This window comes from Hymenobacter amundsenii, from assembly GCF_002204745.1.
In the GTDB taxonomy this organism is placed as follows: domain Bacteria; phylum Bacteroidota; class Bacteroidia; order Cytophagales; family Hymenobacteraceae; genus Hymenobacter; species Hymenobacter amundsenii.
The window spans coordinates 1-13,105 of the sequence record NZ_NIRR01000060.1 but is presented as its reverse complement, the minus strand read 5'-3'; the positions used below and the strand labels follow the sequence as shown (position 1 = coordinate 13,105).

Annotated in this window: 14 protein-coding genes; 8 read left to right on the top strand and 6 right to left on the bottom strand. The window is 62.4% G+C overall.

Annotated features, from left to right (window positions below; genetic code table 11):
• Positions 1 to 95: 95 nt before the first annotated feature.
• From CDA63_RS20995 to CDA63_RS19105, 6 genes are all read right to left on the bottom strand, one after another.
• The gene (locus tag CDA63_RS20995; protein ID WP_165768403.1) at positions 96 to 257 is read right to left on the bottom strand and encodes a hypothetical protein; all 162 of its coding nucleotides are present in this window, start codon (positions 255 to 257) and stop codon (positions 96 to 98) included.
• A 298-nt stretch (positions 258 to 555) separates the two neighbouring features.
• Positions 556 to 1,218, bottom strand: coding sequence for a nucleotidyl transferase AbiEii/AbiGii toxin family protein (locus CDA63_RS19125; protein WP_165768402.1), 663 nt, complete (start codon positions 1,216 to 1,218; stop codon positions 556 to 558).
• Positions 1,219 to 1,240: 22 nt separating this feature from the next.
• Complete coding sequence (locus CDA63_RS19120; RefSeq protein WP_088466061.1) at positions 1,241 to 1,789, bottom strand: hypothetical protein; 549 nt, start codon at positions 1,787 to 1,789, stop codon at positions 1,241 to 1,243.
• 318 nt (positions 1,790 to 2,107) lie between these two features.
• Positions 2,108 to 3,769: an FAD-dependent oxidoreductase gene (locus CDA63_RS21805; RefSeq protein ID WP_088466060.1), complete on the bottom strand. Its 1,662-nt coding sequence runs from the start codon at positions 3,767 to 3,769 to the stop codon at positions 2,108 to 2,110.
• Positions 3,770 to 3,780: 11 nt separating this feature from the next.
• Positions 3,781 to 5,163: a sensor histidine kinase gene (locus CDA63_RS19110; protein ID WP_165768401.1), complete on the bottom strand. Its 1,383-nt coding sequence runs from the start codon at positions 5,161 to 5,163 to the stop codon at positions 3,781 to 3,783.
• A 135-nt stretch (positions 5,164 to 5,298) separates the two neighbouring features.
• A complete protein-coding gene (locus CDA63_RS19105) occupies positions 5,299 to 5,790 on the bottom strand; it encodes a TMEM175 family protein (RefSeq protein WP_242434751.1) in 492 nt (163 codons plus the stop codon).
• A gap of 24 nt (positions 5,791 to 5,814) precedes the next feature.
• Between CDA63_RS19105 and CDA63_RS19100 the strand changes: the two genes are divergently transcribed.
• From CDA63_RS19100 to CDA63_RS19065, 8 genes are all read left to right on the top strand, one after another.
• Positions 5,815 to 6,303 carry an SDR family NAD(P)-dependent oxidoreductase gene (locus CDA63_RS19100; RefSeq protein WP_199797565.1) on the top strand — a complete coding sequence of 163 codons (489 nt, stop codon included), beginning with the start codon at positions 5,815 to 5,817 and terminating at the stop codon, positions 6,301 to 6,303.
• 45 nt (positions 6,304 to 6,348) lie between these two features.
• Positions 6,349 to 7,038: a UbiX family flavin prenyltransferase gene (locus CDA63_RS19095; RefSeq protein ID WP_088466056.1), complete on the top strand. Its 690-nt coding sequence runs from the start codon at positions 6,349 to 6,351 to the stop codon at positions 7,036 to 7,038.
• Between the two features lie 180 nt (positions 7,039 to 7,218).
• Positions 7,219 to 8,682, top strand: a complete 1,464-nt coding sequence (locus CDA63_RS19090) for a UbiD family decarboxylase (RefSeq protein ID WP_199797564.1) — start codon at positions 7,219 to 7,221, stop codon at positions 8,680 to 8,682.
• Between the two features lie 77 nt (positions 8,683 to 8,759).
• The gene (locus tag CDA63_RS19085; protein WP_088466054.1) at positions 8,760 to 10,343 is read left to right on the top strand and encodes an aldehyde dehydrogenase family protein; all 1,584 of its coding nucleotides are present in this window, start codon (positions 8,760 to 8,762) and stop codon (positions 10,341 to 10,343) included.
• A 102-nt stretch (positions 10,344 to 10,445) separates the two neighbouring features.
• Entirely contained in the window at positions 10,446 to 11,321 is an 876-nt protein-coding gene (locus tag CDA63_RS19080) for an SDR family oxidoreductase (protein ID WP_088466053.1), read from the top strand.
• A 23-nt stretch (positions 11,322 to 11,344) separates the two neighbouring features.
• Positions 11,345 to 11,662, top strand: a complete 318-nt coding sequence (locus CDA63_RS19075) for a superoxide dismutase (protein WP_088466052.1) — start codon at positions 11,345 to 11,347, stop codon at positions 11,660 to 11,662.
• Between the two features lie 51 nt (positions 11,663 to 11,713).
• Complete coding sequence (locus CDA63_RS19070; RefSeq protein ID WP_088466051.1) at positions 11,714 to 12,319, top strand: NADPH-dependent F420 reductase; 606 nt, start codon at positions 11,714 to 11,716, stop codon at positions 12,317 to 12,319.
• 41 nt (positions 12,320 to 12,360) lie between these two features.
• A complete protein-coding gene (locus CDA63_RS19065) occupies positions 12,361 to 13,020 on the top strand; it encodes an SDR family NAD(P)-dependent oxidoreductase (protein ID WP_088466050.1) in 660 nt (219 codons plus the stop codon).
• Positions 13,021 to 13,105 lie beyond the last annotated feature (85 nt).

Here is a 13,105-nt window from a genome sequence, read left to right as displayed (position 1 = left end):
CACGCAGAGACACTTTTAGTACTGGGCTACCCTTGCTTCTGCTGTAACCAGTCACAGAAAAGTGCCTCAGTTGCTCAAAAAGTACATAACAGGCTCTAGGGGTCGCGGGTTTGGTCATAGCCGCTGGCGGTTAGCTCGTTGCCGACGCGGATAACGACGCGGCGGGCATGTTGCTCTTGCAACAGCCGGCAGTGGGTCTCAAGGTGGGTGGCCGAGTTGATGCGGCTGGTGAGGCCGGCCACGAAGTGGGGGCCCACGACTCAACGCAGCTGCGCGGCAATCTGCTGGATATAGCATCCCGCTACGACGTGAAATTGGTGAGAGAAGCGGGGTAAAAATGGCACCGGCTCCGTTGCCCCCAATTACTTTAGTTTGAGTTCTTAGAATTTCAGTTTTCAAGGCGCTACGTTGGACTTTACAGGGCTTGCAGTTGTTCCGTCCAGACTCTATTTCGTTTTTTAAAGCAATTGAACTGCGTTGTTGCGCACGCCAACTTAGTACCGATAATGAACTATTATCAGTACTAAGTTGAGCTCCGAGCAAAGCTGCAAATCCTCATTCCCCCATCAGCTGCTGCAGCCGCCGTTCGATCTCATACTTGCGCTCGTAGCCCGAGCCGGCGGGCAGGGTCCACTCCACGGCTTCTAAAAAATCGGGGTGTGCGAGTAGCTCCAGCAGCCGCTTCCTAATATCAGCGCGTACATCGGCGTCAGCGGCTGCCAGCTCGGTGGCCAGTTCCAACCGGTTATCGACGACATGCACCAAATCCTCCAGGTCCTGGCTCAGGCGTAGATCAGCCCAGCCCCGGTCGCGCAGCGCGACGAGTTTAGTCGCGACAAAATAGACGGCGCTCAGTACGCGAATCTCCAGCCCATTGGGCAGGTAGTGCTTAGCAGCCTGAGCGAATCCGGCAGGATACCAGGGGTTGCTAAAGCCCAGGATCTCCGGCTCGGTGGGCATCACATCCACGGTCAGGCCCTGGTAATTCCACCGGCAAATCACGCCCGATGCGACGTCGTTTATAAATCCCAGCGCCCGTAGTTCATCTTCCAGGGCATAGTACGCCGTGCGCGGGGCGACTTCCACAATGCAATCCACGTCCTCCGTCACGCGGGGCTCGGGCGGGGACGTGGCACTGGTACTATACAAGTTGACTGTGGCCCCGCCAACAAAAACGACTCGCTCGCGCAGGGCACCAAGCGCGTGAGCTACCGCCATGAGTCGGGGCAAGTTGCGTGATTCAGCTGGCATGCGCTGAGTGGTTATTGTCAGTAATGGCTTCTTCCAGTAGTTGCGCTGCTACTCGCCGTTCGCGGGGCCGGCCCAGTCGCAGGGCATCTACCAGCGCCAGCAGTTCATACAGTCGGGCATCTTTCTGCACGGCTTCTACCACGCCTGGGTAGAGCGGCTCGATGGCAGCTCCCCAGGCCTCGCCCGCGGCATTGGGCCAGACGTAAGCCGGTTCCACGCCGAAAGTCTTATCGAGTGGGGCAGCGCTGGAGGCCGTCAGTGTACCGCGTACATGCGCTCCCGGATGCACGGCGAATACGTAGGGCAAGCCATGCAATAGAAATTCCAGCACGGCCCGCGCGCGCAGCTGATGGATGCCGGAATCCGGCGCTAACAGGCGGCTATAGCGACACCGGGCCAGTGCTTCCGATACTTCGGAAGCACTTAGCGACAGCTCACTGGCTAACTCTTTGCCTAACCAGACCCGCTGGCTGCCACTGGCCACCAGCTTCAGCAACACAACGATATCCTGGGGCCGAAGCCCGTTGAACTTGCGCATGATTCTTGATTTGCGAATTGCGAATATAATACATTATGCGTCCGTGATCCCCGTCTGATTGGGAGCGCACCTTACCCAGCGGCCTTTCTCGGGCCGCCGGCTGCCCGCTAGGCGTTGGCCAGTACTAGAGTTCGTGGAGGCTGGATATTCTCCGCATGATGTGCGGTAAATAGGCTCGTCATTCTCCGCAGGTTGTTTGGGGTGGTTTAGGCAAGGCGGACAGAAGAAGGATGGCTATTTCTTCTGTCCGCCTTGCCTAGACCACCTCAGCCCGCCACTTTTGAGCGGGTCATTCCCTTTTACAACTGCTACTTCACCTTACACCTCGGCTAAATACCGGTGCACGTAGCTGATGGTCGTGGCCCCCTCGCCCGTAGCCGAAGCCACCCGCGCCATGGCCCCGGCCCGCACGTCGCCGGCGGCGAAAATACCGGGCACCGACGTTTCGAGCAGGTGGGGCTCGCGGGACAAGCGCCAGCGCTGGCGGAAGTCGGATTGCAGCTGCACGTCGCGGCCGGTGAGTACAAAGCCTTGCGGGTTCTTCAGCACTTCCGCCGGCAGCCAGTCCGTGAACGGCTTCGCGCCAATGAACACGAATAACGTGTGCGCCGGCACGGTCTGCTCCTGGCCGGTGCGGTTGTCGCGCAGGGTCAAGTGGGTCAGGCGGTCGGTGCCCGCCCCCGCAACGACCTCGGTGAAGCCCCGGACGCTGATGTTAGGCGTGGTCCTGATTTGCTCAATCAGGTAGGCCGACATGGTCGCGGCCAGGCTTTGGCCCCGAATCAGGATGACGACGCTCCGGGCCACTTGCGAGAGGTACATAGCGGCTTGCCCGGCCGAATTGCCCCCACCCGTGATATAGACATCCTGGCCGCGACAGGCGCTGGCTTCGGTGGTTGCCGCGCCGTAGTACACCCCGGCCCCGGTGAAATCGTGCACGCCGGGCACGTCCAGTTGCCGGTAGTCCACGCCGGTGGTTACTACCACGCTTTTGGTCGTCACGTGGGTCCCGTCGAGCAAGTGCAGGATTTTGTAGCCGTCTTGCAGGGCAATACGGCCCACCTCCTGCGGCATCAGAAATTCCGCGCCCAGGCGCGTGGCCTGCACGGTGGCCCGCCGCGCCAGCTCGCTGCCGCTCAGGCCGGCCGGGAAGCCCAGGTAGTTTTCAATCCGCGAGCTAGTGCCAGCCTGCCCACCTGGCGCACGCTTGTCGATGAGCAGCGTTTTCAATCCCTCCGAAGCCCCGTACACCGCGGCCGCCAACCCCGCGGGCCCGGCCCCAATGATGACGACATCGTACAAGTCCGCCACCGCTGTGGGGTGCAACCCGATTTTCGCGGCCACGGCCCCAATGCTCGGGCTCAGCAAGTAGCTGCCGTCTTCAAAGAAAAGGGCCGGTAGCTGCAACGGGTCAATGTTGTTAAGAGCTACCAGTTCCTGCGCCGCGTCGGACGTCTGGTATTCCATCCAGCGGTACGGCACAAGGTTGCCGCTGAGGAAATCTTTCAACTCGTGGGCTTTGGGCGAGAACGGGTGGCCGATGAGCTTGAGGCCCACCAACTCGGCCGTGTGCGTAAACTGCCAGGCTTCGAGCAAATCGTCGAGCACCGGGTAGAGCTTTTCCTCAGGCGGGTCCCACGGCTTGAGCAGGTAGTAGTGCAGCTGCACCTCGTTAATGGCCTTAATAGCCGCTTCCGTGTCGGCGTAGCCGGTCAGTAGCACGCGCTGCGCCTCCGGAAAAAACTGCCGGGCCTGGTCGAGGAACTGCACCCCGTTCAGGTCGGGCATCCGATGGTCGGACAGCAGCAGGGCCACCGCGCGGCCAGCTTTCCTAAGCTCGGCCAATAGCTCCAACGCTTCGGCACCCGAGGCCGCGCTGAGCACCTGATACGTGGCCCGGTACTGTTCCTTCAGGTCGCGGGCAATGGCGCGCAGTACCTGCGGGTCGTCGTCAATGCAGAGAATAATGGGCTTAGTCATTTTCAGTAAGATTATTTAATGGGCAGACAGACTTCAAAGGCCGTGCGGCCTGGCTGCGAAGTCATCTTGACGGACCCGCCATGCTGGCGCACGATGCGCTGCACTACGTCCAGGCCCAGGCCGGTACCCCGGCCGGGCGCTTTGGTAGTAAAAAAGGGGTCGAAGATGCGGGCCTGCACGTCGGGCGGAATACCCCCACCGTTGTCGCTGATGAGGACTTGCGCGAAGTCCCGGTCGTGGCGGGTTTGCACCCGCACCGTGGCCCCGGCCACGCCCTCCACGGCATCCAGGGCATTGTCGAGCAGGTTGGTCCAGACCTGATTCATTTCGCCCACCAGCAGCGGCACGGGCGGAAGCTCCGGCTCGTATTGCTCTTCCAGCCTCACGTCCAGCTGTCGGAACTTGTGGGCCAGCAGGGCCAGGGTGTTGCGGAGGCCTTCGTGCAGGTCCACCGCCACCTTGTCCGGGGCCTGGTCCATGTGCGTGTATACCTTCACCGAGCGGATAAGCTGCGTCACCCGGCTGCTGGCCTCGCGCGCTTCATTCAGCAGGCGCAGGGTTTGTTCGTGGGCACTGGCCCAGCGTAGCAACGGGGCCAGGGCGGCGGCGGGCACCTGCGCCGCCAGTCGGTCGAGCGCGGCCTCCGTAACTCCTCGCTCCGCCAGCAGTTCCGCCAGCGGGCCTGCTTCGGGCACCTCACGTTCGTCGAGCCAGTCGGTCAGCTCGTCTTCCAGCGCCGCCAGGGCCAGCCGCGACGAGGGCGCGGCAGGTTGGGCGACGAATACGTTTGCGGCGGCATCGGCGTGCGCTGGCGTAGCGACCAGGGCCAGCAGCTGCCGCACCACTGTCGGCAGCCCCACAGCTTGCCGGCGCAGGGCCTCCGTGGTACTGGCCAAGGCCGCAATGGGGTTGTTGAGCTCGTGAGCCAGACCGGCCGAAAGCTTGCCTAGGGCCATCATCTTCTCGTTTTGCTGCTGCTGCGCGGTGGTTTCCCGGGCCCGCGTCGTCATCACGCTCACCAGCGCCTGCGTCAGCTCGAAGTGCTGCGCGGCCAGCTCCTGCGTGCGGCTTTTGGGAAAGGCCAGCACCGCGCTCGGCTCCGACGCCTGCATAACGACCCCCGCCGTTTTAATTCGCGAAAAGGGGAGGTAGCCCGTCGTGCCGCCAGGTTCCAGCAGCAGCACGTCCACCGCTGGCCGCAGGGGCTCAAACAGGTGGATGCTGCCATGTAGCAGCACGTAGGTGTGCTCGATAGCTTCACCTGGTCCCAACAGCTGCTCGCCCGCGGCCAGCTCCCGCACCGAGGATGCGGCCACAAACCACACTAGCTGCGGCCGCGGCACCGCGGTAAAAAGCGGAAATTCGGCCAGGATATCGGGTAATTCAGGAAGCATAAGCAAGCGGGCAGCTGCCCGAGGTTGAGTAAGGGTTAATTTTGAGCATATGCTGCTGTTGCCGAGGGCGTTTGCTTCCATCGGCAACAGCAGCATATGCTCCGGGTGCGGGCCGTGGCCAGCTGGTAGTCCATATCACCGAGCTGCCGCCGCCCCGCCATCTCCGGGGTGCGGTCCGGCTTGCGCCGGCTGCGAGTTGAAACAGATGAAATAGCCCGGAACGAAACCGAACACGGCCAGCGCCAGCCACGGGCTGATGAGGGTGGCGGCGGCACCCAGGGCGTATAACAGCGGCCCAAAGAACAACGACTGCCGCGAGGTACGGACAAAGCGCGTGAGGTCTACGCCCGCCGTCAGCAAGTCGGGCCGTCGCTGCACATGCAGCCGAATGAGCGTAAAAGACAACGACATGCCCGCCATTACGCCGCCGAATACTCCCGCCGATAAGGGGTTGGTCAGGTAATCGCCCAGCAAGGCCGTTGGGAACGGAACAAACGAGCACCACATGAGCAGGTTGGCATTCAGCCAAAACACGGCGTGGGTAATGGGACCAATCTGGCTCAGCAGCCGATGGTGATTCACCCAAACCACGCACAGCATCAGGAAGCTCACCATCCAGCTCAGCACCTTGGGCAAGAGGTTTGGAATGTGTTGCGGGCGACCCTGCCTCACCTGCGCCGCGCCGGCAGCGGCCACATCCTCAACTTCTCGTCCATTGCCGGGCAGCGGGCTTCGGCGGGCTTGGGCGGCTACTCGGCCAGCAAGTTCGCGCTGGAGGGCTTGTCGGAAGCACTGGCCGCCGAAGTGGCCCCGCTCGGTATCCGCGTGACGCTGGTGGAGCCCGGCGGATTTCGCACCGATTGGGCCGGCCGGTCCATGGCGTGGGCCGCCCATGACATTCCGGACTACGCCGCCACCAGCGGCCGACTACGGCAGGGGCTGCAGGAATTCCACGGCCGCCAGGCCGGCGACCCGGCCCGCGCCGCGCAAGCGCTGCTGCAACTCGTGGAGATGCCGGAGCCACCGCTGCGCCTGCCTCTTGGCGCGGATGCGTTGCAGGGCATCCGCGCCAAGCTGCGCAACGTGGAAAACGACATCGCCCGTCATGAATCGCTGACGCTCAGCACCAGCTTCCAATAGCAGGCCGACACTCATTGCCTTCGCCATTTTAACCTTGACTGCTTTATGAATGAGTCAATTACTCGCGACCGCACCGCCTACTCCGAGGGCCTGCTGCCGACCCGCACTCGCCGCCGGCTCATCGTGGGCATTAGCGGGGCCACCGGCGTGGTCTACGCCATCCGACTGCTGCAATTGCTGCGCGAGGCCGACGTGGAAACCCACCTCGTGGTGTCCAAGCCCGGCGAGATGACCCGCGCCTACGAAACCGAAATGTCGATGAAGGACCTGCGCGGCCTAGCCGACGTGAGTTACTCCATCGCCGACGTGGGCGCGGCCATTTCCAGCGGCTCGTTCAAAACCATGGGCATGGTGGTGGCGCCCTGCTCCATCCGTACGCTTTCCGAGATTGCCACCGGCGTCACCAGCACCCTGCTCACCCGCGCTGCCGACGTGGTGCTTAAGGAACGCCGCCGCCTCGTGCTCATGGTGCGCGAAACGCCCTTGCACGCCGGCCACCTCAAATCCATGCTGGCCGCCACCGAGAACGGGGCCATCATCGCGCCGCCCGTGCCGGCCTTCTACACCGGCGCCCAAACCATCGACGACCTCGTGGACCACACCGTGGGCCGGGTCCTCGACCTGTTTGACATTGATACCGACGCCGTGAAGCGCTGGGGCGAAGGTGACGGCCTGCGCGCCCTGGGCAAGGCCGTGCGGGTTGCCAACGGCTTCGACAACGCGGCCCAGATGTAGCGCCCCCTCCTTCTTCTTAAATACCTGCCGCAAAAGGAGTTTTCATTCCTTGCTGGCCGCGGATTGCCCGAAGCAGGCATCATTCAGCCACCTTCTTATCACCTTTTTATGACCAGTGCCACGCAAGTCGTCCCTCACCATGCTGTAGCCGGCATTAGGCCCACGCGACACCTAAAGAGTATGCGCGAATACCTCGCCGCGCTGCACGAAATCGGCGAAATCCAGGAAATCAGCCAGGAAGTAGACTGGCACTTGGAAATGGGTGCCATTGCCCGCCGTTGCTACGAGCTGGGCGCCCCGGCCCCGCTCTTCACCCGCGTCAAAGGCATCGAACAAGGATTCCGGGCCCTGAGCGCGGCTGGGGGCGTGAGTAGCCAGCCGGGGCTGTACCTGGCCCGCATCGCCCTCTCGTTGGGGCTGCCGCCCGAGTCCACCGGCCCCGAAATAGTAGAGGCCCTGGCGGCCGCCAAACTCCGCGCGCCCATCAAGCCCGTGGTGGTGCCCACCGGTCCCTGCAAGGAGAATATTCTACTCGGCGAGCAGATGGACCTGTTGCGCCTGCCCACGCCCCTCATTCACGACGGCGACGGCGAGCGCTACCTCAACACCTACGGCATGATCGTGGCCCAAAGCCCCGACAAGAAGTGGACAAACTGGTCCATCGCCCGCATCATGCTTATTGACAAGAACACGATGACCGGCATTGTGGCGCCCAACCAGCACATCGGCATGATTCACAAGATGTGGAAAGACCAGGGCCAGGATATGCCCTTTGCCCTGGTGCTGGGCGGCGAGCCGGCCATTCCCTTTGTGGGCGGCATGCCCCTGCCGGCTTGGGTAGACGAGGCCGACTACCTGGGCGGCTACTTCGGGGAGGGATTGGAAGTAACCCAGTGCGAAACCGTGGACCTGCAGGTGCCCGCCACGGCTGAAATAGTCATCGAAGGCTTCTTGTCGAAAGATGAGAAAGTAAAGGAAGGCCCGATGGGCGAGTACGCCGGCTATGCCTGGGGCGGCGAGGGTGCCTTCCAGCCCGTGTACCACGTCACGGCCCTGACCTACCGCCACGACCCGGTGCTGCCCTTTGCCGTGGCCGGCGAGCCGGTGGAAGAAGACCACACCGCCTGGGGCATCCCCAATGCCGCCGAGCTGCTGGCCGAGTTGCGCGAGAAGGGCATTCCGGCCACCTCGGCCTGGCTGCCGCTGGAAAGCGCTAACCACTGGGCGGCCATCACCTTCCCCAACAACTGGCGCACCCAGCTGGGCTATAACACCGACGAGCTGGTGCGGCAGGTGGGCGAAATCCTCTTTGCGTCCAAGGCCGGCATGGGCGTGCCCAAGCTGCTGCTCGTGAACGACGACGTGGACCCCAGCAACACCAAGGAGCTGGTGTGGGCCTTCGCCACCCGCTGCCGCCCCGTGACCGGCGAAGTGGCCTTTGGCAGCGAAAACACCAACCCGCTGGTGGCTTTCCTCAAGGCCGAGGAGAAGATGTCGATGCACACCACCAAGGTGATTTACAACTGCCTGGCCCCCGACGAGTGGGGCGACAACCTGCCCAAGCGCGTCAACTTCCGTCGCGCCTGGCCCGCCGAGGTGCAGGAAAAAGTGCTGGCCAACTGGCAGAACTACGGCTTCAAATAATGGCGGCCCGCCCGAAAAGTCCGGCCGCCCTGGTGCTTTCCCAACCCATCTTAAACCCTTTTTAACCCCCAACAGCCATGTCAGAACTGACCGCAACCCCGCCCGCCGCTCAGAACGGCCAACCCAAACCCGATTTTCACGACCACGCCCCCGTGCCCAAGCCTGCCGAGCAGCACACGAACGGCGCGGTGAAACCCATTGCCATCGAACCCGGCCAGCTTTACATCAATGGGCAATGGCGCGACTCGTCGGACGGCAAGAAGTTCGACACCATCAACCCGGCCACCGAGGAGGTGATAACGCACCTGGCCCAGGGCACGGCCCAGGACGCCAACGACGCGGCCGAAGCCGCCTCCCGCGCCTATAAGGAAGGCCCCTGGGGCAAGATGAAAGGCAAGGAGCGGGCGAAGTACCTGCACCGCATCGCCGACCTCATCGAGCACTACGCCGACGAGCTGGCCTTCCGCGAATCGACCGACATGGGCAAGCTCTACCGCGACGTGACCCACGTCGACATCCCGCACATTGCCAACATGTTCCGGTACTTCGCCGGCTGGACCACCAAGCTCGACGGCTCGGTGAAGAACACCGAAGGCATCGGCGGCGACACCCACCTGCTCACCTACACCCGCCGCGAACCGCTGGGCGTGGTGGCGGCCATCACGCCCTACAACTTCCCGCTGATTCTGACCGTGAGCAAGATTGCCCCAGCCCTGGCCGCCGGCAACTGCTTCATCCACAAGCCCGCCTCACTCACGCCGCTCACGGCCGTCACGCTGGCCAAAATCATGCACGAGGCCGGACTGCCGGCCGGGGCCTATAATTTAGTAACCGGCCCTGGCGGAGCTGTGGGCGATGCGCTGACTAAAAACCCACTCATCGACAAAATTGCCTTCACCGGCTCCACGCCGGTCGGGCAGGGTATCATGCGCGGCGGGGCCGACACCATGAAGCACCTCACGATGGAGTTGGGGGGCAAATCACCCAACATCGTGTTTGCCGATGCCGACCTCGACAAGGCCGTGGGCATTGCCGTGATGGCCATTTTCTGGAACAAGGGCGAGGTGTGCGTTGCCGGCTCGCGCTGCCTGGTGGAAGCCTCCATCCTCGACCAGTTCGTGGAGAAGCTGGTGGCACGCGTGCAGCAGCTCAAGACCGGTGACCCCTTCGACCCCACCACCGACATGGGACCGATGTCGGGCAAGGGCGAGTACGAAAAGGTGCTTCAGTACATCGAATACGGCCATGAGGACGGCGGTAAGCTCGTGGTGGGCGGCAATGCCCTGAAGGTAAACGGCAAAGGCTACTTCGTGGAGCCCACCGTTTTCGTCACCGACAACAAGAGCCGCATCGCGGCCGAGGAAATCTTTGGACCCGTGCTGTCGGTGATACCGTTCAAGGATTTCGACGAAGCCATCCGGCTGGCCAACGACTCGCCATACGGCCTGGCTTCGGGCGTGCAAACCAAGGACCTGACCAAAGCGCTGCGCGCCGCCGAGAAAATTGAGGCCGGCACGGTCTGGATTAATACTTGGCACCAGTACGACCCTTCCGCCCCGTTCGGCGGCTACAAGATGTCGGGCTACGGCCGCGAGCACGGCATCGAGACTTTCGAGAGCTACACCCAGACCAAAACCATCTGGGCTAATCTGGCCGAGTAACTTGCTCTTTTACAAGTTGATTTCGACCCCGCAGCTGGCTGCTTGGCGGCTGCGGGGCTCCGGTTTCTCTCAGCTTTTCTTCTTCCATCATTTTCACTTGCCATGAGCACTTTTCTTATAACCGGCGGCAATATCGGCGACCCGGCTGCGCTGGAGCTGGCCCGCCTGGGGCAGCGCGTGCGCCTGCTGGTACGCCACAAAAAAACTAATTCCACGCTCGACCAAGCCGGCATTGTGCAGGTCGAAGCCGACCTAAGCAAGCCCGAGACGCTGGGCAAAGCCTTCGAGGGAGTGGACAAGTATTTGTCCGTCACGCCTTTCGTCGAAAACCTAGTCGACATGGGCCGCAACGCGGTGCAGGCAGCTAAAGCGGCCGGGGTCAAGCACTTTGTGCGCTCCTCGGCCCGCGGCGCTTCGCCTGAGGCGCCCATCGTGATGGGCCGCTGGCACGGCACCGTCGAGCAGTTGGTCGAAGACTCGGGGATGGATTTCACCATTCTGCAACCGGCCTCTTTCCACCAGAATTTCCTGCTGAATGCGAGCACCATCGCCAGCAACGACACTTTCTACGGCTCGGCCGGCGACGGCAAAATTCCATTCATTGACGCCCGCGACATTGCCAGCGCCGCCGTGGCCGTGCTCACCCAGCCCGGGCACGCCGGCCAGCGCTACCAGCTCACGGGCAACGAGCCGCTCTCCAACGCTGACTTAGCCGCGCAACTTTCCGAAGTGCTGGGCCGCCGCATTAGCTTTCATAACGTGACTGAGGAGGAAATGAAGGCCGCCATGACCCAGCAGCACGTTCCCGGCTGGATGGCCGACGCCTTCATCGAGTTGGACCGCATCACCCGCCTGGGCTACGTGGCTGAACCCACTGCTGATACCGAGCGCCTGATTGGCCGCCAGCCCATCACCTTCCGGCAGTTTGCCCAGGAAAACCAGACCGCTTTTGCAGCGAAGGCCGCGGCGGCACTATAGCACCCCTCATAGCCATTCAGAACATGAAAATCCTGGCAATATTCAGCGTAAAAGAAGGCGTGGCCATGCAGCAGGTGCTGCCGCACATTGCCGAAGAAGAGCGTATGGCGTGGCAGAGCTACCTCGCCGGGCAGCTGCGCGAAACCTATATGACCAGCCAGCCCGGTGTGGTGCTCGACATTTTCGAGGCCGCTTCCATCGCCGAACTACAGCAGGAAATGCTGGCCTTGCCCCTCATGCGGGCCGGGTTGCTGGAAGCCACCTACTACGACCTGCTACCCTTCAAAAATTGGGAAGCCCTGTTTGCGGAGGAAAACAAAACGCCAGCCGTGCCCGCGTAAGCAGCCGGGGCTCAATGCCTTTTGCGTCCAATCACCCTGCGATTTATCACCATGAATATCGGCATCATTGGCGCCGGTCAGATTGGCGGCAAATTAGCCCGCCTACTGGCCCCGCACCACCACCTGCTGGTGAGCTTTTCCCGCTCGCCCGAGAAGCTGGCTGCTCTTGCCCGGCAAGCTGGCCCCTCCGTTCAAACGGGTACGCCGGCCGAAGCGGCGGCCTTCGCCGATGTACTCATTCTGTCGGTACACTTTGCCGCTATGGACGACGCTCTGGCCGGCCTTGGCAACGTGGCCGGCCAAGTGCTCATCGATACCAATAATCCTTTCGACATCCAGCTACCGGCCGGGGTGACGGCGGCGCAGGAAGTGCTGCGCCGCCTGCCTGGCGTGCGCCTGGTCAAAGCCTTCAATACCCTGCCCGCCGACGTGCTGCGGCACCACAATGGCCAGCAGCCGCCCCTCGTCGTGCCCCTTTCCGGCGATGACGCGGCGGCCAAAACCACCGTCGCCCGCCTGATACTCGATGCGGGCTTCGCGCCCTTCGACCTGGGGGGGCTCGACGCTGCGGCCATGCAGGAGCCCAACGGCTCCTTTTACAACCAGCAGTTCACACTGGAACAAGCCAGGCAGCAATATTACCGCGCCCGGCTATAGGTCATTGTAACGTACCCATCCCTCTTTTCTGCTTTATTCCCATGACACAAGCTCCCAACTGCCTCATCATTGGGGCGGGCCCCGGCATGGGCACCGCCATAGCTCGGCGCTTCGCTCGCGAAGGCTTCCGCATTTTGCTGCTCGACATCAACGACGCCTGCATCCGCCTCACGGAGCGCCACCTGCGCGACGAAGGTTTCCAGGCAGTAGCCTACCAGGTAAATGCCGCCGACCTGGTGGGCCTGCAGGCGCTGCTGAGCCAGCTTCAGCACAAGTACGGCCCCGTGGATGTGCTCGTGTACAACGCGGTGCAATACAAAATCGGCAACGTGACGAACATCGCGGCGGAGCCCTTCATGGAAGCTTTCCGAGTGGATGTGGTAGGAGCGTTGGTGGCCGCGCAGCACATGCTGCCCACCATGCAAGCGCGCGGGCAAGGAACTATTCTGCTAACGGGGGGCTCGTTTGCCGATAACCCCCTGGCCGATTTTGCAAGCCTGTCTATGGGCAAAGCCGGCATTCGGCTTTTGGCTCAGTTACTGGATGAGGAACTGAGCGCCACGCCCATCAAAGTGGGTACCATCACCATTTGCGGTTGGATTGTGGCGGGCACCCGCTTCGACCCGCACAAGATTGCCGAATGCTTTTGGGACGTACACACCCGTGAAAAACAGCACATCGAAGTTTTTGAGGTGGTCTAGCTAAGCCGGACACAATTGGGACGTTGTTTGAAGATGGGTTTCAAAGTGATTGGGCGATTGATAGCCGAGGGCAGAATGCCGGCGT